The 20089-nt window shown below is 73.5% G+C and carries 22 protein-coding genes; 11 read left to right on the top strand and 11 right to left on the bottom strand.

The features are described from left to right. Nucleotides 1-2 precede the first annotated feature (2 nt). A complete protein-coding gene (locus ACH4B3_RS27725) occupies nt 3-1022 on the bottom strand; it encodes a tetratricopeptide repeat protein (protein WP_398467266.1) in 1020 nt (339 codons plus the stop codon). Nucleotides 1023-1215: 193 nt separating this feature from the next. Here ACH4B3_RS27725 and ACH4B3_RS27730 point away from each other — a divergent pair, with 193 nt between their 5' ends. The 4 genes from ACH4B3_RS27730 (at nt 1216) to ACH4B3_RS27745 (ending at nt 5044) form a co-directional block, all read left to right on the top strand. Continuing rightward, complete coding sequence (locus tag ACH4B3_RS27730) at nt 1216-1737, top strand: MarR family winged helix-turn-helix transcriptional regulator (RefSeq protein WP_398467268.1); 522 nt, start codon at nt 1216-1218, stop codon at nt 1735-1737. A 119-nt stretch (nt 1738-1856) separates the two neighbouring features. Further along, nucleotides 1857-2318 (top strand): hypothetical protein, encoded by a 462-nt coding sequence (locus tag ACH4B3_RS27735; protein WP_398467270.1) that lies wholly within the window; start codon nt 1857-1859, stop codon nt 2316-2318. Nucleotides 2319-2382: 64 nt separating this feature from the next. After that, entirely contained in the window at nt 2383-3237 is an 855-nt protein-coding gene (locus ACH4B3_RS27740) for an NAD(P)H-binding protein (protein ID WP_398467272.1), read from the top strand. A gap of 136 nt (nt 3238-3373) precedes the next feature. Then, nucleotides 3374-5044: a sel1 repeat family protein gene (locus ACH4B3_RS27745; protein WP_398467274.1), complete on the top strand. Its 1671-nt coding sequence runs from the start codon at nt 3374-3376 to the stop codon at nt 5042-5044. 189 nt (nt 5045-5233) lie between these two features. On the opposite strand, the gene ACH4B3_RS27750 is transcribed toward ACH4B3_RS27745, so the two are convergent. The 8 genes from ACH4B3_RS27750 to ACH4B3_RS27785 all read right to left on the bottom strand — a co-directional run bounded on the left by ACH4B3_RS27750 (nt 5234) and on the right by ACH4B3_RS27785 (nt 11192). Beyond that, complete coding sequence (locus ACH4B3_RS27750; RefSeq protein ID WP_398467276.1) at nt 5234-5536, bottom strand: sulfurtransferase TusA family protein; 303 nt, start codon at nt 5534-5536, stop codon at nt 5234-5236. Further along, complete coding sequence (locus ACH4B3_RS27755) at nt 5533-6789, bottom strand: MFS transporter (protein ID WP_398467278.1); 1257 nt, start codon at nt 6787-6789, stop codon at nt 5533-5535. Before ACH4B3_RS27755 ends, ACH4B3_RS27750 begins: the two co-directional genes overlap by 4 nt. Before the next feature lie 334 nt (nt 6790-7123). Further along, complete coding sequence (locus ACH4B3_RS27760) at nt 7124-7801, bottom strand: ArsR/SmtB family transcription factor (RefSeq protein ID WP_398467280.1); 678 nt, start codon at nt 7799-7801, stop codon at nt 7124-7126. Between the two features lie 505 nt (nt 7802-8306). After that, a complete protein-coding gene (locus tag ACH4B3_RS27765; protein WP_398467282.1) occupies nt 8307-9032 on the bottom strand; it encodes a cation transporter in 726 nt (241 codons plus the stop codon). Nucleotides 9033-9035: 3 nt separating this feature from the next. Next, nucleotides 9036-9371, bottom strand: coding sequence for an ArsR/SmtB family transcription factor (locus ACH4B3_RS27770; RefSeq protein ID WP_398467284.1), 336 nt, complete (start codon nt 9369-9371; stop codon nt 9036-9038). A gap of 286 nt (nt 9372-9657) precedes the next feature. Then, nucleotides 9658-10173 carry a hypothetical protein gene (locus ACH4B3_RS27775; protein WP_398467286.1) on the bottom strand — a complete coding sequence of 172 codons (516 nt, stop codon included), beginning with the start codon at nt 10171-10173 and terminating at the stop codon, nt 9658-9660. A 174-nt stretch (nt 10174-10347) separates the two neighbouring features. After that, nucleotides 10348-10908, bottom strand: a complete 561-nt coding sequence (locus ACH4B3_RS27780; protein ID WP_398467288.1) for a cysteine hydrolase family protein — start codon at nt 10906-10908, stop codon at nt 10348-10350. Continuing rightward, entirely contained in the window at nt 10905-11192 is a 288-nt protein-coding gene (locus tag ACH4B3_RS27785; protein WP_398467290.1) for an alpha/beta fold hydrolase, read from the bottom strand. Before ACH4B3_RS27785 ends, ACH4B3_RS27780 begins: the two co-directional genes overlap by 4 nt. A gap of 58 nt (nt 11193-11250) precedes the next feature. On the opposite strand from ACH4B3_RS27785, the gene ACH4B3_RS27790 reads away from it, so the two are divergent. From ACH4B3_RS27790 to ACH4B3_RS27820, 7 genes are all read left to right on the top strand, one after another. Then, nucleotides 11251-11754 (top strand): MarR family winged helix-turn-helix transcriptional regulator, encoded by a 504-nt coding sequence (locus tag ACH4B3_RS27790; protein ID WP_398467292.1) that lies wholly within the window; start codon nt 11251-11253, stop codon nt 11752-11754. Nucleotides 11755-12218: 464 nt separating this feature from the next. Next, nucleotides 12219-12803, top strand: coding sequence for an RNA polymerase sigma factor (locus ACH4B3_RS27795; protein WP_398467294.1), 585 nt, complete (start codon nt 12219-12221; stop codon nt 12801-12803). Then, nucleotides 12800-13741, top strand: a complete 942-nt coding sequence (locus ACH4B3_RS27800) for a zf-HC2 domain-containing protein (protein ID WP_398467296.1) — start codon at nt 12800-12802, stop codon at nt 13739-13741. The genes ACH4B3_RS27795 and ACH4B3_RS27800 overlap by 4 nt, the downstream gene beginning before the upstream one ends. After that, nucleotides 13738-14547 (top strand): ABC transporter ATP-binding protein, encoded by an 810-nt coding sequence (locus ACH4B3_RS27805; RefSeq protein ID WP_398467298.1) that lies wholly within the window; start codon nt 13738-13740, stop codon nt 14545-14547. The genes ACH4B3_RS27800 and ACH4B3_RS27805 overlap by 4 nt, the downstream gene beginning before the upstream one ends. Next, entirely contained in the window at nt 14544-15860 is a 1317-nt protein-coding gene (locus ACH4B3_RS27810) for a hypothetical protein (protein WP_398467300.1), read from the top strand. Before ACH4B3_RS27805 ends, ACH4B3_RS27810 begins: the two co-directional genes overlap by 4 nt. Before the next feature lie 17 nt (nt 15861-15877). After that, nucleotides 15878-16486 (top strand): hypothetical protein, encoded by a 609-nt coding sequence (locus ACH4B3_RS27815; protein WP_398467302.1) that lies wholly within the window; start codon nt 15878-15880, stop codon nt 16484-16486. Between the two features lie 167 nt (nt 16487-16653). Then, the gene (locus ACH4B3_RS27820; protein WP_398467304.1) at nt 16654-17025 is read left to right on the top strand and encodes a VOC family protein; all 372 of its coding nucleotides are present in this window, start codon (nt 16654-16656) and stop codon (nt 17023-17025) included. Nucleotides 17026-17114: 89 nt separating this feature from the next. Here ACH4B3_RS27820 and tpg read toward each other — a convergent pair whose 3' ends face one another. Together tpg and tap are read right to left on the bottom strand one after the other, a co-directional pair. Then, nucleotides 17115-17672 carry a telomere-protecting terminal protein Tpg gene (tpg, locus tag ACH4B3_RS27825; protein ID WP_398467306.1) on the bottom strand — a complete coding sequence of 186 codons (558 nt, stop codon included), beginning with the start codon at nt 17670-17672 and terminating at the stop codon, nt 17115-17117. A 13-nt stretch (nt 17673-17685) separates the two neighbouring features. After that, nucleotides 17686-19998, bottom strand: a complete 2313-nt coding sequence (gene tap / locus ACH4B3_RS27830; RefSeq protein WP_398467308.1) for a telomere-associated protein Tap — start codon at nt 19996-19998, stop codon at nt 17686-17688. Between the last annotated feature and the right edge of the window lie 91 nt (nt 19999-20089).

The following is a 20089-nucleotide window of genomic DNA, read 5'->3' on the forward strand; positions in this document are numbered from 1 at the left end:
GCCTACCCCTGCGGGCGAAGCTCCCGCAGGTGGTGGACGAACTCCCGTGCCACCGGCTCCGCGGGGTACCGCTGGGCCAGCACGGCTTCCAGGTCACCCAGGATCATGGTCAGGGAGGGAAGTGACCGCCGGTCCGCCCGGAGGGCCTGCCGACCGTAGGCGATCGCGCCTTCCAGGTCTCCGTTCCTGGCGGCCACCGTGGCGAGCGTGACGTGTGCTTCTGCCAGGCGCATGGGGGCTCGTTCGGTTCCGGCTCGCAGCACCTCGCGTGCCAGCGCATCGGCGAGGCGGTCCTCGCCCGCTGTCCGATAGCAGTCCATGAGGTAGAAGTCCCATTTCGCGGGGTCGACGACGAAATGGTCATCGGGGTTCTCCGGGTAGGGGAGTGCGTCGAGAAGCCGCCGGCCGGCGTCGAGGGCGACGTTCGTCCGGCGGCGGTCGCCGAGGCGGGCCCAGGCCTTCGCTGCCTGCACATGCAACTGTACGGCCGCGTTCCGGTCGCACGTCGCGGTGGTGCCGGCTTCGACGCAGGCCATGACACCGTGGATGTCCCCTGCGGTGAGGGAGAACCAGGCTCCCATCTCGTGGCCCCAGCCGACGATCCCGGAGTGTCCCGACTCCCGGCCCATGGCCATCGCCACCTGCCGGGCGGCCTCGGCACGCCGGCGCCACCCGGAGTCGAATTCGACGCAGCCCAGCAGGAGGGTCAGCCGGCCGGTGAGAACCAGGAGCTCCCGGCGCAGGGCGAGTGCGGCTCCGCGGTCCCGGAGCGCGGTGATACGCGTCAGCCAGCCCCGCGCCTCGTGCAGGAGCTGATCAGCGGGCAGATACGCGTACTGCGCGCACAGCCGGTCGACGGTGACGCGCAGCCCGTCCACGGCGGCGGCGTCGACACCGGAAGCGCGCAGCCGGGCGACGAGCTCGACGGCACTGGAACCGGGGACGCCTGCCACCTCCGCACGCCCACGGATGCTGCGTTCCCTGTCCATCCGCTGGGCCCGGCCGGGCCGGTCGTCGGGCATCAAGGTCCTCCGCCTCCTCTGCCGGCGCACGATCCTGGTTCCACTCTGGCACGGCAGTCACGGACGCACCCGCCACGATGCCGTACCGGGAGACCGGGACCAGGATCCATTACCGCGTGGCGCGCCGGCGGCCATCGCCGCGGTCGGCAACGGCACCTTGACCGCCTACTGGTTAGCTGCCATATTACTTTGTATGAGTGACGAGGACGCGATGGCCGGCGCCGCACCCACGCTCGATCAGGCGCGGAAGCAGATCGAGCGGTACGGGCTTGACGCCGACCCGCAGGCGGTGCTCGTCGCGGTGCGTCTGATGGCGGCCGGGGCGCGTCTGGACCGGGCCTCGGAGGTGCACTTCTCGCGTTCCGGGCTGTCGACCGGGCGCTACCGCCTGCTGGTGGACCTGGAGGACGGCGGCGGGGAGAAGTCGCCGTCGGGGCTCGCGAAGAGTCTTGGTGTCTCGCGCGCTACCGTGACCGGCCTGGTCGGCGGGCTGGAGCGGGAGGGCCTGGTGGCTCGCCGTGCCTCCGCCGAGGACGGGCGGGGTGCCGTGGTGGTACTCACCGCGCGCGGCGCCCAGCGGCTGCGCGACATGGCCGCGGACCACTTCGCGCGACTCGAGGCGCTGGTCGACGGATTGAGTGTCGACGAGCGAGGGCTCTTCCTGGACCTCCTGGGGCGGATCACCCGACGGATCGGCGCGCTGACCGCCGATTAGTCCCACCGCGTCGCGCGGGAAACAGCCGGTTCAGCCGAGCGGCGCTACGTCATGCCCGCATAGTTAGCCACCTAATTGCTGTCCATATAATTAGCTCCCTAATCACCTTGAGGAGTCTCGTGAGCCCGCTCCGCAGAACCCCCGCACCCCCTCCCGCGACGCGCTCGTTCAGCCTCGGGAAGGAAGTCGCGGTCGCCTACCTGGCCCCGGCGGTCACCGCAGGGCTCGGTGGAGTTCTCAGCGGGCAGCCCCAACTGGCCAGGGCCGCCCTCACCTCCATCGGGGCCACGTCCGCCCTGGCGGCCTGCGTCGTCGGCGCGTGGCTGCACCGCCATGGCCGGCCCCGCAGGTGGACGACCTCGGCGCCGCGACCGGCGCTCACCCTCGGACTGGCCGTCGCGGCGGCCGCGGTCGCCGGCCTGGGCGGGTGGTTCGCATCCGACTGGCTGCCGTCGCACACACCGGTGCCCGACGCCGGATGGCTGGAGCGACTGCGGATCGATCTGCCGTTGTCCGCCGCTCTCGCCGCCGCCATCGTCACCTGGCGGTGGCACCGCATGGCATCACGGCAGCGGACGTGATCCGTCCCTCCGCGACCCCGTGTTCCAGCCCCCTGACCCTGAAAGGCACACTGTGATCACCATCATGGGCGCAACCGGCGCCACCGGCGGCGCGCTGCTCCGGCGGCTCACCGGACGCGACGTCCCCTGCCGCGCCGTCACCCGCACCCCCGACGTCCTGCGCGCCACCACCGGCGCGGGAGCGCGGGTCGAGATCGCCGCCGCGGACGCCGCGGACCCCCGTACACTCCGCGACGCCCTCGAAGGAACCACACAACTGTTCCTCGCCATGGCCAACAGCCCCCGCCAGGCCGAGCTCGAGACCAACGTCATAGACGCCGCGGCCGCGTGCGGGGTACGGCACGTGGTCAAGGTCTCCGCCCCGGCAGCCGAGCCCGCCTCACCGGTGGCCGTCTCGCGCGGGCACTGGCGGGTCGAGGAACACCTGGCCGCAACCGGCATGACGGCTACGCTGCTCCGGCCGTACGCCTTCATGCACAAACTGCTCCTGAACGCGCCGGCGGTCGCCGCGGGGGTGCTCATCGGGGCGATGCGCGACGCCCCCTGCAACTACGTCGACGTCCGGGACATCGCCGACGTCGCCGCCGAAACCCTCCTCCGCCCCGACCTCGCCGGCAGCACGTACACCCTGACCGGCCCGCAGGCCTTCAGCCACCCAGAACTCGCCCGTCTGCTCGGGGAACTGGTGGGCCGCCCCGTCCGCCACATCGACCTGCCGCCGAACGAGTTCCACCGCCATCTGCGGTCGACCGCACACATGCCCCCCTGGCTCGCCGACCACGTGGTGGAGATCCAGCAACTGGCCCTCACCCGACCGGAAGCCCCCGACGACACCGTCGAGACCGTCCTCGGCCGCCCCGCCAGGACCCTCCCCGACTTCCTCCGCGAGCATCTGCACGTGTTCACCACGACCGCCTGACCGGCGGCTCGCCCACCTGGTCCGGCTCTGCCTTCTCCGGGGAACCGGCCCCGTGTCCCGGAGAAGGCCGGCGAGGGCGGTGGACGGGCACCCCGCGAACTGGCTGGTCCTCGGCGCCACCTGACACGATGCGATCATGACGCAAGACATCCAGGCGCAGGGAGAGGCGCTCGTCGCCGCCGCGCGTGCCGGCGACGCCAGGACCGCCCGTCGGCACACCGACTTCTTCGTACTGCGCAAGCTCGTGGACGAAGGCATCCCGTACTGGGAGCGGGCCGTTGCGGCCGGCGACGCCTTCTCGCACTACACCCTCGCCCGGTACCGGAAGATCCGGGGCGACCGGCAGGCCGCGGAGGCGCTCTACCGCGCCGTCGCCGACCGCCACGCCGGATGCGCCTATGGACTCGGCGTACTGCTCCGCGAGGACGGCGACCCGGAGGCCGCCGAATGGTTCCGCCGCGGCTGGGAGGGGGGACGCAACCTCGACTGCAAGATCGAGCTCGGCAAGCTGCTCGCGGCCGAGGGCCTGCTCGGCGAGGCCTCGAAGTTCCTGATGAGCGACATCGAGTTGGGCGACATCGCGGTCTTCCGCTGGGCGCAGCTCTTCGATTCGATCCGCGCGGACTTCGACCGCGTCGCGGCCGGGCTCGACGCCGCCGAGGCCGCCGGCGACGCAGACGCCGCGGCCGAGGCGCTGCGCCCGCTCTTCGCCATGGAACGTCACTTCCGCGACTACCCGGGCCTGACGGCCGAGGCCGCCGGCCACTACCGCAGGGCTTCCGCGCTCAGCGCCTCCGCCCGCGTGGACCACGCCGTGTTCCTGACGGAGACCGGCGGCGAGGCGTCCTGGCCCGAGGCCCGCGGCCTGCTGCTCCAGGCCCACGAGGAGGGCTACGAAGGAGCCGCGTACGTGCTCGGCGCCCTGCACGAGCAGCGCGGCGACCTCGGCGACGCCGAGCACTGGTACGGCCTCGCGGCGGCCCACGGGCATCAGCCGGCTCAGTGGAACCTCGGGCTCCTGTGCAAGCGGCAGCGGCGGTACGAGGAGGCCGAGCGCTGGTTCCGGGAGGTCGGCGAGGACGACGGGGACGTCGTCGAGCAGCTCGCCCGGATCGCCGCGATCCGCGCGGGCGGGGCCGTCGGCCCCGGCAAGGACCTCCGCCGGCTGCCCGGGCTGCGTGAGCGGGCCGAGGCGGGCGACCTGCATGCCTCGTACGCGTACGGGAGGATCCTCGGCGACTGGGGCGGCGCGGACGACCGTCACCTGGTCCGCTGGATCGAACCCGCCGCGCTGGCCGGAGACCCGCAGGCGGCATACGACCTCGCGGAGCTGTACGCCGCGCTGCGCAGGCCCGCCCTGCGCGACCGGTGGTACCGGACGGCCGCCGAGGCGGGCCACCACGACGCGTGCAACCAGATGGGATGGCTCTCCGAGCACCACCGGGACTACCAGGAGGCCGAGCGCTGGTACGTGCGCGCGGCCGAGGACGGAACCCCGCTCAACGCCATGCTCGCGGGCAAACTGAAGGCCCAGCGCGGCGCGTACGCCGAGGCGGAACCGTTTCTCCACGTGGCCTGGGAACACGGCGGCGACACCGCCTACCGGACGGAGGCCGCCGGCTACTACGGACTCGCCCTGCACCGGTTGGGCCGCCTTGCGGAAGCCGTCGAGCCGCTGCGGATCGCCGCCGCACGCTGGGATGACGACGTGCGCGCCCGCTACAGCCGGGACGACCTGGACGTACTGTCCCGGATGGTCGACCCGGGGGAGGAGCTGGCGAAGGTGGAGGCGGCACTGGCGGCGTGAGGCGGCGGGCCGTCCGACTGCCCGGACCGCTACGGCTTCCGTGTCACCGCCCCCGGCCGGGGCACCGGGCGTTGACCCGGATGCCCTCCTGGGTGAACCGCACGCCCACTCCGGTGGCGGCCGGCGCCCGTTGCGCGGGGCTCCGCCGCGGCCGGCCGGGACCAGGACGGGTGGGCCGGGGCGGGAGGGCTACCGGGTGGCCGGGTGCCATGGCGCGTCCGGGCGGGTGGGCAGCGCCCCGGCGGTCAGCTGACACGCGTACACGGGCTGCTCGGTACCGGCGACGGGACCGAGGTAGGTGTGACCGGTCATGTGGCACCAGGCGGGCAGGTCGAGCGGGGCGGCCGGATCGGTGGCGATGACATGGACGACGGTACCCGGCTCCGCTCCGTCGATTGCCCTGCGCAGTCGGAGCAGGAGGGCGACGCAGAGGAGTCCGGTGCCGTCGACGGTGATGCCGGGAGCGGGGGTGCCGCGGTCCACGGTGCTCATCGGCGGTGGGCGGTGGCGGCGATGGCGGGCAGGAGAGCGAGCGAGAGGACGCCGCCGGTGAGGGCGAGGACGGGGTAGCCGGTGGCGGCGACCATCAGCCCGGAAGCCAGCCCGCCGGTGGCGCCGGCGATGGCGATGGAGACGTCGGCCAGGCCCTGGGTCCTGGCGCGGGTCGCGAGCGGGACGGTGTCGGTGATGATCGCGGTGCCGGCCACGAGGCCGAAGTTCCAGCCCAGTCCGAGCAGGGTGAGGGCGAGCGCGAGGAGGGCGACGGAGTCACCGGGCGCCGCCGCGGCGAGGATCCCGGCGGCCAGCAGGACGAGGCCGGAGGCGGCCGCGATCTTCATACGGCCGTAGCGGTCGACGAGCCAGCCGGTGAGCGGGGAGGGCAGGTACATGGCGCCGATGTGGATGGCGATGACGAGGCCGGAGGCGGCGGTTCCGTGGCCGTGGTCGTGCATGTGGACCGGCGTCATCGTCATGATCGCGACCATGACGAACTGAGTGAGGATCATGACCAGCGCGCCGAGGACGACGCCGCCGCCTTCCGCCGTGCCGGCGGCGGCAGGGGCGGTCGCGGGGTCGGCATCCTCCCCGGCCTCGGCGACGGCCCGGGCCAGGAGCAGCGGGTCGGGCCGCAGCCAGAACGCGAGGACGAGCGCGGCCAGCGCGTACGCGACGCCGGAGAGGATGAAGGGCCCGGCGAGGTCGGGGATGCCGAGGCGCTCGGCGAAGGTGCCGGTGGGGGCGGCGAGGTTGGGGCCGGCGACGCCGCCCAGGGTGGTGGCGACCAGGACGGTGGAGACGGCGCGGGCTCGGTGCCCGGGTGCGGCGAGGTCGGCTCCCGCGTAGCGGGCCTGGAGGTTGGTGGCCGTGCCGGCACCGTAGACGAAGAGGGCGCTGAACAGCAGGACGGGGTTGTCGAGTACGGCGGCGATGATGACGCCCGCCGATCCGGCGGCGCCGGCGAGGTATCCGGCGGCGAGGCCGGGACGGCGGCCTCGGGCCTGGGAGATGCGGCCGACGGCGACCGCGGCCAGTGCCGATCCGGCGGTGAACAGGGCACTGGGCAGCCCGGCGAGGCTGGTGGAGCCGAGCATGTCCTGGGCGAGGAGGGCGCCGACGGTGACCCCGGCGGCAAGCCCTGCGCCGCTGAGGATCTGCGAGACGACCAGGACGTGCAGGACGCGGCGCTGGGCCTGGCCGGGATCGGATATGCGGGCAGCCGTGCCGGCGGGTGCGGTGCTGGTCATGTTCTCTTCCGAAGCAGGAATGCGGGCGTGGTGACGCACCGGCCCGGCCCCGGCCAAGGGGCTTGCGGGCGGCGCGCCCGAGGGGGGTGCGTCAGCCGGCGGTGCGGGCGTGAGCGAGGCCGGCGCCGGCACGCACGAGGTGCTCGCCGGTGCGGCAGCGGCGAGGAACACGGCGGCCTCGGCGGCCATGCCGGAGGAGAGGGCGAGGGACTGTTCACCGCCTTCGGGTCCGGCGAGCCCGGACGGGGTCCGGTTCACCGGGCGGCAGCCGCCCGGAACAGGCAGCCGGGCCGGTGGGCCGCACCCGGGTGCGACGGGAGGCCGCCCGGCCCCGTCACGTCAGGTCCGCGGCGTCGACGGGCAGTTCCGACAGGCGCCACTCCAGCATGCCGTCGTGGAGGCGGATCGCCCGGCGCCCGCGGTCGGTCAGCAACCGCACCGCGTCGTAGGCCAGGGCGCAGTACTCGCCACGGCAGTACACGACGATCTGGGTGCCCTCGGGCAGCTCGTGGATCCGGTCGGCCAGCTCCGCGACCGGAATGGAGATCGCCCCGGGGATGTGCCCGGCCTGGTACTCCTCCACCGGACGCACGTCGAGTACGACGACATCCCCGGCCGCGATCCGCGCCCGCAGCTCCTCATGGCCGACCCCGGCCGCGGCGTCCTCGCCGAGATAGGCGTCACGGGCGGCGGGCACGGCGGCCTGGTGCTTCTCGGCGACCTTGCGCAGCAGCGCGAACAACTGGGCGACGTCGTCGCCGGCGAGGCGGTAGTGGATGCGCACGCCCTCACGTCGGGTGGCGACGAACCCGGCCTGCTTGAGGGTCTGCAGGTGCGCCGACGCGGTGGTCAGGTTCAGCCCGGCCGCCTTCGCCAGCGCGTCGACGGTGCGCTCGCCCTGGGCCAGCAGGTCCAGCAGCTCCAGACGCTTTCCGCTGGCCAGCGCCTTTCCACTGGCCGCGAACGCGTCGTACAGCCGCGCTTTCGCCCCGCTCCTGGTGTTCTCCGACATAGCATCCTCCATGAATCCATGGATTACTGTAGATGAGGCTGGAGGGCGTGACCACACCCCCCTGCTCCCGAGATCCCGGAGGGCGCCGTGAAGTTCGCGGACGCACACCTCATCCCGATCGTCGACGAAGGGCTGGGCAACAGCGTCTGCTCGACCTCGGCGACAGCCGCGCCCTGGCCGTGGTGTTCACCGGCGGGTCGCTGATCGTGAACTCCGCCGCCCGCACCGACCACCTCGGCCCGGGGAGGGGCGAGGAACTCCCGCGGGCCCGGTACCGGTAGCAGCGGCTGACCGCGCTGCCGGACGAGACGGCGGTGTGGCGCACCCGCGGCGCCGGAACGTTCTGCTCCGCACCGCCCGACCGCGCGGTCGTGCGTCCGGTCGGCGGTGGCGAAGACCGTGGTGGCCGACCGTGGCTGCCCCTGCTCGCCGGGAAGCCCGCTGTCACGACAGGATCCGGCCCCGCACGCTTGCGGGGTCGGGATCCTCGGCGGGCGGAGGCCGGTCAGCAGCAGTCGCAGCCCGGACGGCAACCACAGGTATCCGGCCCGGCCGTCTCTTCGCCGGAGCCGGCGGCGTCACGGGCGGACGGCGCGCAGCAGCCCTTGCCCTGCCAGGCGTCGCGGCCTTCCTTCACCGCGATGGCGGCGATCACCAGGGCCGCGACCGGATCGGCCCAGGACCAGCCGACGGTGGCGTTGAGCACCAGCCCCACCAGCAGCACGGCGGACAGGTACGTGCACAGCAGGGTCTGCTTGGAGTCCGCCACCGCGGAGGCCGACCCCAGTGCCCGCCCGGCCTTGCGCTGGGCGGCGGACAGGAACGGCATGATCGCCAGGGACAGGGCGGCCAGGATGATGCCGGGGACGGAGCGCTCCGCCTCACCGGTCCCGGCCAGCGCGCGGACGGCGTCGACCGTGACGTACGCGGCGAGCGCGAGGAACGAGATGGCGATGATCCGCAGCGTGGTCTTCTCCCGCGCTTCGCGTACCGCGTGCTCGCGAGCGGAGAACTGCCAGGCGACCGCCGCGGCGGAGGACACCTCGATCACCGAGTCGAGGCCGAATCCGATCAGTGCGGTGGACGACGCCAGCGTCCCCGCGGTGATCGCTACGACCGCCTCGATGGTGTTGTACGCGATGGTCGTCGCCACCAGCAGCCGTATGCGCTTCGTGAGCGCGTCGCGCCGGGCCGGACTGGGCCCGAGGGACAGGGGCGTCGCTGCGGCCATGGGTCAGCAACACCCCTTCTCGTCGGCGTCGACGCATGTCCGGTCGGTCTCCACCGCCACTACGGCGGTGCGCAGGTCGTCCAACGCGTGGCCGAGGCGTTCGTCGGCCAACTCGTAGCGGGTACGGCGCCCGTCCGGCACGGTCACCACCAGACCGCAGTCACGCAGGCACGCCAGATGGTTCGACAACCTGGTGCGCGAGATGCCGAGCGCGTCGGCGAGGTCGGCGGGATAGGCGGGCGCGTCGCGCAGGGCGAGCAGGATGCGGCAGCGGATCGGGTCGGCGAGCGCGCGGCCGAACCGGGCCAGCACCTCGATGTCGGAGGCAACGGTGAGCATCCCACGACGGTACACATGATCCTGAATTCAGGAACCCTTGAATCGAATCGGTTCCGGTCGGCATGCCCGGGCACGCCCGTCCTCCTCGGCGTGGGTGACACCCCGATCAGCGCGCCCCTGACCGCCGTCCGCCGCCTGCTGCCGCCCCCGGCGCCCGATCGCCTCGGGCGCCGGACGTGCCGGCGCGGAGGGCCCGCGGTGTCACGCTACGCGGAGCCGGCCGCTGCCCGGCATGCCCGTTTTCCGGACAAGGGGACAGGGGCGTGCGGGCCGCCGTGCGGTGCGGTCAGCCGAGGGGCGCGAAGGGGTTCGAGAACGAGGCCAGGTCACTCACGCGGACCAGGCTGAGCTCGCTGGGTTCGACCTTGGAGCCGGACAGGATCACTTCGGTGCTCTCGACGCGTCCCCGTGCGACCCAGTGCGAGGTGCCGGTGTCACGCCACAGTTCGAACGTCATGGGTCTCCCGTCTGTGGTGATGGTGACGGGTTCGGAGGCCGGCGGGCCGTCAGGAGGTGCCTCGCCGGGGTGGCGGTAGGTCTCGAAAGCCCGCTCCAGGGCCTCGCCGGCCTCCGGGTTGCCGGATGACGCGCTGCAGACGGTGACGTGCTCGACCTCGGGGTCGAAGTGCGGCGAGCCGAACCACAGGTACACATGGATGTCGCCACTGGCCCGGTGGTAACCGTGCCCTGTGACCTGGCGTGATTCCGGCCAGGTGGCGTCGACGGCGAAGACGTTGAAGCCTTCTGCCGCGCCAGGGCCGCCTTGGCCGTCCAATGGGACCTCCCGGGTGCTGGTGACCACACATCCTGCCACCGCGAAGGCCTCCGGCGGCAGACAAGGTCGGCATCCACGACCTTGGCCGGGTCAGGTGGTCACGGGCACACTGGTCTCCTCGAACGGGCCGCCACTCCCACGGCTGACGCGCCACCAGGCGATCGGACCCGGGCGTGCCCTTCCCGCACCATCGAGGATTCGCTACCGGGGTGCGATGGCGTCGAGCCAGCCGTCGATGGTGACGACGTCCGCCCACTGCGGAAAGAGCCGTTCGACGAGAACCCGGTGCACCTCGGGATCGGTGTCCAGGCAGGCGTCGGCGAGGACGGTGAGGCCGAAGTCCAGGTCGTTCGCCTGGCACAGGGTGGACAGGACCACGGCGCTGGTGGCGATGCCGGTGAGCACGAGGCTGTCGATGCCCCGCGCCCTGAGTACCACGTCGAGGTCGCTGCCCGAGAACGCGCTCGCCCGTCGCTTGGTGACCACCACGTCACCCGGTTGGGGCGCGACGTCAGGGTGGATCTCGGTACCGGGGGCGCCCTCGACGTAGAGCCCGGCCCGCGCGATGTCGTTGAGCGCCCGGTTGCGGGTGCCGACTTCCGGGAAGTCCGGGCGTAGCGCGATGACCACGTAGATGACGGGGATGCCCGCGGCCCGGGCGCCGTCGATGGCCCCGCGCAGGCGCGGCAGGTATCCGGAGCCGTCGTCGACGATGTCCACGATGGCCTGCTGGACGTCCATCACGAGCAGGGCGCTGTTCATACCGTCTCCGGGAACGAGGCCAGTTCGGCGTTGTAGCGGACGGGGTCGTCCATGTCGGGGTAGTGCGCGGCGCCCGGCACCGCGGTGGGGCGCCCGCGGGCGTCGAACACGATGGTCCGGTGGTGCGCGGCGAAGACCCGCAGCTGGTCCTCCCACATGCGGTGATCGAGGAAGCCGGCGTGCAGGAACACCAGGGGCGGCCCGGAACCTGCCTCCCGGTAGGTGAAGCGGCCGTCGGACGTCTGCAGTAAACGGACCGGGGCGGATGCGGGATCGACGCTCATGGCGACCAAGGTGTCATCTTCACCCGTGAGTTGACAACCAAGGTGTCATAATGACGGTATGACGGACGAACCCTCCGCGGCCCTCGCCTCGTCCCGGCCGGACGAGTTGGCCGAGCACCTCATGGAGGTCTTCGACCTGGTCGGCCCGCTCTACCGGCGGGTCCACCGAAAGGTGGAGCAGACGGCGCCGGACGAGGGCCTGTCGGTCGGGGTGCGTGCGGTGCTCGACCTGCTGCGGACCCACGGGCCCATGACCGTGCCGCAGATGGGCCGGGCGCAGGCGCTCAGCCGGCAGTTCGTACAACGCATGGTGAACGACGCGGCGGGACGCGGGCTGGTGCGCGGCGTCGCCAACCCCGCGCACCGCCGCTCGCCGCTCATCAGACTCACCGACGAGGGCCGGGCCGCGATCGGCGCGGCACGCGCCCGCGAGCAGGCCCTGCTGCGTCGCGTGGACGGAGATCTGACCATGGCGGACATCGACGCCTGCCTGCGGGTACTCGGTGCGATGAACGCGCTGTTCGTCGACGTGGACGTGGACGTGGACGTGGACGTGGACTGAGCCACCGGCAGGCGATCCCCGTCCGTCGAACCGTGCAGCGGCCTGGCGTTCGGCGCGAGGACGACCGGGCACATCCACCGTGACCGCGGGCCCGGACGTGCGGTCGCTTGGCTCCTTGCCGAAGGCCGGAGGCACGGCTGCGCGGACCCCGCTCCGCCTGCCGCGGTGCCACCCACACCCGAGAGCCCGCCCGAACCTCCGCCGCCCCGGCCCGCCACCGCCAGGAGCCCCGGCCCTGGACCCACCGGAATTCGGGCCCGCGGGGCAGGGCCGCGGAAGTGCGCCGGGGGCACGCGGTGTTCGCCCCCGAGCGGGCTGACGGCCCCCGGGAGCCCGGCGACGCGGCGCCGAGCGGTGATCACGGATCCCGCGCGGTGGAGCCCGTACCGTGTCCCGGCGCCCGGGCCGCCCATCGGCGGCGGAGCCGGTGAACCGGACGCGGCCGGTCGAGCGATAGAGGATGCGTGACACTGTTCCGCCCGAGAAGGGCTGACCGAGACGAGGACGCCGTGCTGTTGCGTGCTGTCGCCGGAGGGGACCAGCAGGCGTTGGCCGCGTTCTACGACCGGCACGCGGGCTGGCTGCTGGCGCGGCTGTCGCGGCGCTGCGCGGATCCGGAGACGGTACGGGAGGTGCTGCAGGACACCTTCATGACCGTGTGGCGGTCCGCCGCCTCCTACCGGGGCGCGGAATGCGGCGGCTGGTTGTGGGTGATCGCGGCGCGGCGGCTGGTGGACGCCCAGCGCGCCCAGACCCGCGCCGAGCGGGTGCCCCCCACGCCCCCGCAGGTGGCCCCCTCCGCCGAGGAGCGGGTGCTGGACGGGCTGGAGTACGGGGAGGTGGGCGCCGCGCTCGGCCGGATCTCACCGGAACTGCGCGAGGTGCTCCGGGCCACGGTCGTGGACGGGCTCACCACACGGGAGGCCGCAGGCATGCTCGGCATACCCGAAGGCACCGTCAAGACCAGAGCCATGCGGGCCCGCCGCGAACTGCGCGCCGCCCTGGCCCAACTGGCCGACGACCGCACATCGCTTGGAGGACTGACATGACGTGGCCTTACCGGACCGCGCACGGGACTGCGGAAGGGGCCTGGCACGTCGACGGCGAGATGAGCGCGCGCTACGCGGCCGGGACCCTGGACGAGGCGGCGGAGTGGTCACTGGAGAAGCATGTGGAGGTCTGCGGCGACTGCGCCGTGACGGTGTCTCTGGCGGTGTGCTCCCGTAGGGACACGGCGCATGTCGTGGCGGACGTACGCGCTGCGTTGCTGGCCGCCGTGCCGGCAGCGGCGCCGGCCCGGTCGGGAACGGCCGGGAGGCCCGGGCGGGCCCGGTGGTCCGTCCGTCTGCTGTGGGCTGCCGGCCCCGCTCTGTGGGGGGCGTGGCTGGTCGCGGTGCTGGTGGTGTGCGTCGGGGCGGTGGTGCTGGCGTACGGGGCGGGGTTCGACGGGGTCCGGCCGGTGCTGCTCGCGGTGGCACCGCTGCTGCCGCTGGCGGGTGTGGCGGTCTCCTACGGGCCGTCCGCCGATCCCGTGCACGAGATCGCCCTGGCTGCCCCGTCCGGCGGTCTGCGGCTGCTGCTGACCCGGTGTGCCGCGGTGCTCGCGGTGAGCCTGCCGCTGCTGACGGCCGCGAGCGCCGTCGCGCCGGACCGGCCAGGGGTGCCGGGCCCCGCCGCCTGGCTGCTGCCGGGCCTGGCGCTCACGCTGAGCTGCCTCGCTCTCGGCTCGTACATCGGGTGCCTGGCCGCTGCCGGGATCCTGGCCGGCGGCTGGAGCCTGGCGCTGCTGGCGCCGGTGGTCCTGGCGGACCGACCGGGCGGCGGGGTCCTTCCGTTGGGGGCGCTGACCGAGCGGCTGGACGCCTGTCTGACCGGCGCCGGACCGCAGTCGGGCTGGGCCGCCGCCGCCGTCGCGGGCGCGGCACTGGTCGCCCTGCGCCGCCACGCGTTCGACTTCGGGCCCGGCTCCGTCCGGCCCCGTGCATGAATCGTCTGGAGAGATCTGTGAGTGTGCTGAACATCGCCGGGCTGACCGTCCGGCACCGCAGGACCGTCGCCCTGGACGCCGTCGACCTGGAGTTCGGGCCGGGTGTGCACGGCCTGCTGGGTCCGAACGGGGCGGGCAAGACCTCGCTGATACGGGTACTGGCCACGGTCGCCCGCCCCACCGCGGGACGGGTGCAACTTTTGGGCCGGGAGGTGTCGGGACACCGGGAGCTGTCCGCCGCCCGTCGCCGGCTCGGCTACCTGCCGCAGGACTTCGGCTACTACCCGGGCTTCACCGTGCGGGACTTCGTCGCCTATGTGGCGTGGCTGAAGGACATCCCGGCGGCGCAGGCAGGGCCGGCCGTCGAGCAGGCGGTGGCCCGGGTCGGTCTCGCGGACCGGATCGACGCCAGGATGAAGACGCTGTCGGGCGGCATGGTGCGGCGGGTCGGCATCGCCCAGGCCATCGTCAACGACCCCGCCGTGCTGCTGCTCGACGAACCGACCGCGGGCCTGGATCCGGAGCAGCGGATCGCTTTCCGGGTGCTGCTGAGAGAGCTGGGGGAGGCGGGCACCACCGTCATCGTCTCCACACACCTGGTGGAGGACGTGGCCACCGCGTGCACCGAGGTGACCCTCATCGAGGCCGGGGCGGTGGTCTACCGGGGTACCCCCGACACCCTGGCCGCCCTCGGGGAGCGGCTGGAGGACCCGGAAGCCACTCAGAGTCCCGTCGAGCGCGGATACACGCAGGCACTCCGCCTGCGGCGCACCGGGTCGGCCGCCGCGCCGGGGGCACGGCGATGAGTACGCCCACCCTCGACCACAGTTCCCGCACCCGTACCCGACCGGACCGCAGCGCCCGCCACCCGCTGGTCGCCGAGGTGCGCGGTGGCCCGGCCCGCTGGATCGCGCTGGTCGTGTCGGCCGCGGACGCGGTGCACATGGTGGCGTCGGCCGACTCCTGGCAGGGCAGCTGGCCTGAGACCCAGCAGGAACTGCACATGTTCGCGGTACTGGTCCTCGGCCCGTTCGCCGCCGCCGCGGGCTGCTGGCTGGGCGCCCGCGAGCAGCGCTCCCACATGGCGGTGCTGCGCGCCTGTGCGGCCAGGAGCGCGTTCGCCCAGTTCCTGGTGGTCGCGGTGCCGGTCGCGCTGGCGGTGGTGGCGGCTCATGCCGTGGTCACGGCCGGTTCGATGCTGGCCAGTTGGCCGTACACCTCCGGTGGCCGGCCGCTGCTCGCGCCGCCGGCCGCGGACCTGGTGTTCCTCGCCGCCGCGGCGTTCGTCGGTGTCGTCGTCGGCAGGTTCGCCCCGGGGCGGCTGGTGCCGCCCGTGCTGGCCGCCGGCCTGTACCTGCTGCTGGGCTACGCGACCTTCGACGAGTCCCCGGCCCGTTTCCTCAGCCCGGCGGCCGACGATGGCTTCGTCCGCGCCGAGCCGGTGTGGTGGCAGCCGCCGGCGATGATGGTGTGGACCGGCGGTCTCGCCGCCGCCGCGGTCCTCGCCACCACCCTGCGCTCCCGCTGGTCCTGGTCCGCTGTCGTCCCCCTCGCTCTCGCGGCGTCCGCCGCGGTTTCGATCGCCCGGGCGGGTGAGGAGATGTGGCACGAGCCCGCCTGGGCCCGGGCGCGGGCGTGTGACGACTCGGTGCCCAAGGTGTGCGTCCCCGGAGAGCGGAGGGACATGTTGCCGCACGTCTCCGCGGCCATGGCGGGAGTCATCGGCCGGCTCGAGGGCGTCCGGCACCTGCCCGACCGTTTCCCGGTGCCGCAACTCCTGCTCGGTCAGGAGGTCGTCCGTGGTGAACTCACCGAGCCGCAGCGGTTGGCCTGGGAGACCACCTCCGCGCTGGTACCCGAATGCGTGGCCGAGCACGATGACCCCGTCCACGGCGTCGTGCGGGACTGGCTGGTCTCCAACGACCTCAGCGAAAGCCGGCGGAAGGCGATGGAGGAGACCGCACGGGAGTGGGGTGACCGGGGCATCGACGCCATGCGCGCCGAATCCCGGGCCCTGAGCCGCCTGACCGCCATGGACGACGACCGCCGACGCGCCTGGCTCAGCCGCTACTTCAAGGCCGTCGGATCCTGCGACACACAGGCGGTGCCTGTCCTGTGAACCGTCCCCCGGCATCCTTGCCACCTGCGTACGGCCTCGTCCTGTACGCGCGCTCGCGGGCGCTGCTCCGCACCACGGCCATGCTCTTCGCCGCCGCCGGCCTGGTCGCCGCCTGTGGCCGGCTGCCCGTCTTCCACCTCGACCCGGCCGAACGGATCCCCGCCCAGGCGATGGCCCCGGTGTTCGCCGCCTGTGCCCTCGGCACCAGCCTGTACCAGCACTCACCAGCCCTGGACGGGACGGCCGCCCGGCCCTGGCCGGCCCGCCGGCTGGGCCACCTCGCGGCGCTGACCCTGATCGCCGGTCTCAGCCTGGCGCTGGTCGCCCCAGCCTCCGCGGAGGGTTTCGGCACCGCGGCGTTGCTGCGCAACCTCATCGGGGCGGTGGGCGTCGCGCTGGCCTCGGCCGCGGTCGTCGGAGCCCGGCTCAGTTGGGCGCCCACTTTCGTCTACCTCTCCACGCTGTACGTTTCCGGCGGCACCCCCGGCCGCGCCGCGGCCTTGTGGTCCTGGGCCGCGCAGCCCGCCGCCCAGACGCTCGCCTGGATCCCGGCGCTCAGCTCGTTCGCCGTCGGCACCTCCCTGTATGTGGTCCGAGGGGCACGGCCGGAGAACCGCAAGGGCTGAGGTGCCGGCGCCGGAGTCCGGCCCGGCCCGGTGGGCCCCGCCTCGGCCACGACAGGGCAGACGGCGCCTGGCCGCCGACCCGATCGTCCGGCGGGGCGGAGTCGCCGATGAGTTCACCGTCCCCGAACGGTCTACCCAGTGACACGACCGTTCTCGACAGGAGTGCCATGTCCACCATCCAGCCAGTGATCATCACTGCCGACCAGGACGTCCTGCTCGGCTTCTATACGGAACTGTTCGGTGCCAGGCAGATCTTCCGGGTGCCGGAGGAAGGACCGGCGTTCTACCTCGGCTTGCGCATCGGCGACACCGACCTCGGCCTGGTGGCCGCGGCGGACCAGGGGGCCGGGGCGGCGGCCCCGCGGATCCTGCTCAGCATCGGTGTCGACGACGTCGACGAGACGCTCGGCCGGGTGACGGCGCTGGGCGGATCGGTCCAGGGCGGCCCCGACGACATGCCGTGGGGACAGCGCGTCGCCCACATCCAGGACCCCGACGGCAACCCGGTGAACCTCACCCAGCCGATCCCGGGCGGATGACGCCGCACCGGGGTGCGGATCGCGGGCCGTCCCGGCAGAGGTCACCTGCCGGTGGCGGCCTCGGTGTCCGTCAGGGCGAGCGGGTCCGGCTACAGCTCGAACTCGAGGTGCTCGAGGTCGGTCAACGCCACTTCGAGGCCGTGGGCGCGGCGGCCGTTGTCGCGGAAGTAGACCTCGCCCAGGGCTTCGGCCGCGACCTGGCGGAGCTGGTCCTCGGTGGCGCCGGCCTCCTGGGCCTGGAAGAGGCGGGCGGCGTACTGCGGGGGCAGGGCGAGGGTGAGGTGACGCAGGCGGGCGTCGTCGGTGCTGCCCGGGGCGGCGGTGTAACCGAAGCGGGCGCGAGTGTCGATCATGATGCCTGTGGTGGTGGCCGCGGCCTGCTTGGCCTGGGCACGGATCTGGGGCTGCCACCGCGCGCGGACCTCGCGTTCGAGACGGTCGGCGAGCTGCGGCCGAGGGTGCCTGATCTGGTCCTTCACGTACCGTTCGACGGTGCGCCGGCTGATGCCCAGCAACTCGGCGACGCGCCGGGTGCTGTGCTGGTGCCGGCGGACCAGGTAGCGCATCCGCGCTCCGGCGGACTTGGGGAGAGGGCGGGTGAACGCGCCCTGCACCGCCTTGTCGAGTTCCTCCGCGAACGTGACCACGGCCGTGACTCGCCTACTCTCCGGTGTCCTGGGCGGTGACCTCGCCGGTCTTGATGTAGCGGGCGAGGTTGGCGACCCTGCCGTCCTGGCCGTCCTGGCCGAGCTGTTCGAGCACCTGGGCGCCCCACAGCACGCTCTGGGTGCCCTCGTGCTTGACCATCCCCGGGGAGACGCCGAGCCGGAAGCTGCCGGGCACCGTCTTGCCGTCGGCGCCGTAGGGCAGCACGTCCAGGGGGCCGGGCCCGTCGGCGGCGTACACGGCGCAGTCGGACAGGACCGCGACCGGATACCGTCCGGTGGCCGCCGCCAGGTTGAGCATCTTGCGGTGCATGTTGATCCGGGCCCGGGAGATGACGGTGGCGCGGATGTCCGGCCGCCACGTCGGGCGGGCGAGGGCCGGCCAGGCCTGCCCCGGCTTCCAGCCGCCGCCGCGCGCTTTCTCCCGCAGCTTGCCGATACCGCCCTTGACGGTCATCTTGACGGCGTTCAGGACGACCGCCAGCTCCGGATCGCGGTCCTTGTAGCCGCCCATCGCCGTCAGGAAGTCGGCCGGGGACAGCTTTTCGCCCACTCCCAGATCCGCCATGGTGGCGACGTAGGCGTCGCGCAGCCGCTTGTACCAGCCGTCCAGGAGCCGGCCGCTGTCCGGGCGCACCCAGGCCTCGAGGGGGGCGACGTCGTAGCCGAGTTCGACGGCGTACGCGACCGTCGGGGTGGCGTACCAGGCCGGCCCCGTCGGGCGTTCGCCGGTCGGGGTGAACGGACTGGGCAGCAACTCGCCGTCGAGCGCACGCCACTCCTTGCCGACCTTCACCCGGCCGAGGTCGACGTGGGAGAGGTCGACCAGCCAGGAGCCGGGCAGGGCCGGGTCGAAGACCGGATCGGTGACGTGTACCGGCGGTGCGGCCAGGCCGACGACGGCGCCGTTGGCGGCCGCGCCGAACGCCAGGTTCACGTCGATGCCGACCAGGAAGCGCCGCATGCACTCGGAATCGGTCAGGTCCCGCGCCCAGTCGTACGCCTCCTCGAACAGCTTCTCCTCCGGGCCGCGCAGGTGGAAGCGGGGCAGGTGCGCCAGGACCGGGTGCCCGTCGGTCGCCTCGCACGGCGCCGGATCCACCGGCTCCGTTCCCAGCGACCCGGGCCGGTGCTCGCGGTGCCGCCTGCCGTCCTGGTCCGGCTCGCTCGCGCGGGTCGGCGGGTTGAGCGCGGTCATCAGATGCAGCCCCGTCACAGCGGTGGAGCCGACCGGCGTCATCACCCGCCGCGCGTACACGCCCAGCAACCGGGCCAGGTCGGCCGGCTCCAGCCGCGCGGCATGGCCCCAGGCCCGGTCGTCGAGGGCGTGCCACGAGGGAATGCACAGCTGCACGCAACTCCGACGGCTTCCCTGGGCCGGCCGGTAGATCCGTGCCCACGGCCCGAACCCGCGCCGGGTGAGCTGCCAGTGGGCCCGCTCCAGCTGCTTGACGACCTTGTGCCCCTCCGGGAGCCGCCCGGCGAGCCGCTCGGACTCCGACAGCGACGCGGGCAGCCCGTACCGTTCGCACGCCGCCCGGGTGAGCACCAGCAGCGGGTCGGCGTCCTTGCCGCAGCCGTGCAGCCGTTCCGCCCCGAGCCGTGCCTCGGTCAGTGTCCACTCGACCAGGGCGGGCAGCGACCTGGCCGGCACGTCCATGATCAGGCCGTCGACACCGTAGCCGGTCACCTGCCTCTCGGCGTCCGCGTCGAGGACGAGCAGCGGGCCGTGCGCGTACGCGCCGCCGGACGCGGGGGTTCCCGCGGGGGCGGACGTCGGTGTGCCCGATCCGCCCGAGGACCGGGGAGCCCGGGCGGCACGCGGACGCGATCCGGCAGCCGGTGCGGGAACGGCGGCAGGTGCGGGGACGGCGGCGGGAGGCGCGGGAACGACGGGAGGCGCGGGATCGGCGGCGGGAGGTACGGACCGGGCCGGGGGCTCCTCCGCCCCACCCCGGGGCGCGGCTTCCCGCGCCCCACCTGCGGGCTGAGCCTGCGCCGCTGGCACCGCCGCGGCGGACGTCTGCGGCCCCGCGGTGTCCTCCCGCGGGGCACCGGTGCTCTCGGGGGCGGGGTAGAGCCGCGCGAGCTGTGTGAGCAGACGCGCGTACGCCTCCCGCTCCGGCGGCCGCGGCTCCGACTTGCCCGACTCCCAGCCGCCGACGGTGGCCCGCCGCACGTCCAGGGCGGCGGCCACCTCGTCCAGGGTGAGGGCGTGGGCCTGGCGCAGGCGCTTGCGCTCGGCCGGCGGCGGCAGCGGGGACCGGGACGCGACCAGCGCGTCGACCGCGTCGAACAGCTCGGACATCGGACACCTCCGATCTCACCCTACTCTCCGAACCGCACACATTGCGTACCTGTCGCGTGCGTATCCCGTGCGGCATGCGTTCGGCGGACAC

Source organism: Streptomyces sp. NPDC018031, assembly GCF_044327625.1.
GTDB lineage: Bacteria > Actinomycetota > Actinomycetes > Streptomycetales > Streptomycetaceae > Streptomyces.

What these genes read in the sequence shown, in the direction of transcription:
- ACH4B3_RS27725 (WP_398467266.1), bottom strand. Translation starts at nt 1,022, where the DNA reads ATGCCCGACGACCGGCCCGGCCGGGCCCAGCGGATGGACAGGGAACGC.
- ACH4B3_RS27730 (WP_398467268.1), top strand. Translation starts at nt 1,216, where the DNA reads ATGAGTGACGAGGACGCGATGGCCGGCGCCGCACCCACGCTCGATCAG.
- ACH4B3_RS27740 (WP_398467272.1), top strand. Translation starts at nt 2,383, where the DNA reads ATGGGCGCAACCGGCGCCACCGGCGGCGCGCTGCTCCGGCGGCTCACC.
- ACH4B3_RS27745 (WP_398467274.1), top strand. Translation starts at nt 3,374, where the DNA reads ATGACGCAAGACATCCAGGCGCAGGGAGAGGCGCTCGTCGCCGCCGCG.
- ACH4B3_RS27750 (WP_398467276.1), bottom strand. Translation starts at nt 5,536, where the DNA reads ATGAGCACCGTGGACCGCGGCACCCCCGCTCCCGGCATCACCGTCGAC.
- ACH4B3_RS27755 (WP_398467278.1), bottom strand. Translation starts at nt 6,789, where the DNA reads ATGACCAGCACCGCACCCGCCGGCACGGCTGCCCGCATATCCGATCCC.
- ACH4B3_RS27760 (WP_398467280.1), bottom strand. Translation starts at nt 7,801, where the DNA reads ATGTCGGAGAACACCAGGAGCGGGGCGAAAGCGCGGCTGTACGACGCG.
- ACH4B3_RS27765 (WP_398467282.1), bottom strand. Translation starts at nt 9,032, where the DNA reads ATGGCCGCAGCGACGCCCCTGTCCCTCGGGCCCAGTCCGGCCCGGCGC.
- ACH4B3_RS27770 (WP_398467284.1), bottom strand. Translation starts at nt 9,371, where the DNA reads ATGCTCACCGTTGCCTCCGACATCGAGGTGCTGGCCCGGTTCGGCCGC.
- ACH4B3_RS27780 (WP_398467288.1), bottom strand. Translation starts at nt 10,908, where the DNA reads ATGAACAGCGCCCTGCTCGTGATGGACGTCCAGCAGGCCATCGTGGAC.
- ACH4B3_RS27785 (WP_398467290.1), bottom strand. Translation starts at nt 11,192, where the DNA reads ATGAGCGTCGATCCCGCATCCGCCCCGGTCCGTTTACTGCAGACGTCC.
- ACH4B3_RS27790 (WP_398467292.1), top strand. Translation starts at nt 11,251, where the DNA reads ATGACGGACGAACCCTCCGCGGCCCTCGCCTCGTCCCGGCCGGACGAG.
- ACH4B3_RS27800 (WP_398467296.1), top strand. Translation starts at nt 12,800, where the DNA reads ATGACGTGGCCTTACCGGACCGCGCACGGGACTGCGGAAGGGGCCTGG.
- ACH4B3_RS27805 (WP_398467298.1), top strand. Translation starts at nt 13,738, where the DNA reads ATGAATCGTCTGGAGAGATCTGTGAGTGTGCTGAACATCGCCGGGCTG.
- ACH4B3_RS27810 (WP_398467300.1), top strand. Translation starts at nt 14,544, where the DNA reads ATGAGTACGCCCACCCTCGACCACAGTTCCCGCACCCGTACCCGACCG.
- ACH4B3_RS27820 (WP_398467304.1), top strand. Translation starts at nt 16,654, where the DNA reads ATGTCCACCATCCAGCCAGTGATCATCACTGCCGACCAGGACGTCCTG.
- tap (WP_398467308.1), bottom strand. Translation starts at nt 19,998, where the DNA reads ATGTCCGAGCTGTTCGACGCGGTCGACGCGCTGGTCGCGTCCCGGTCC.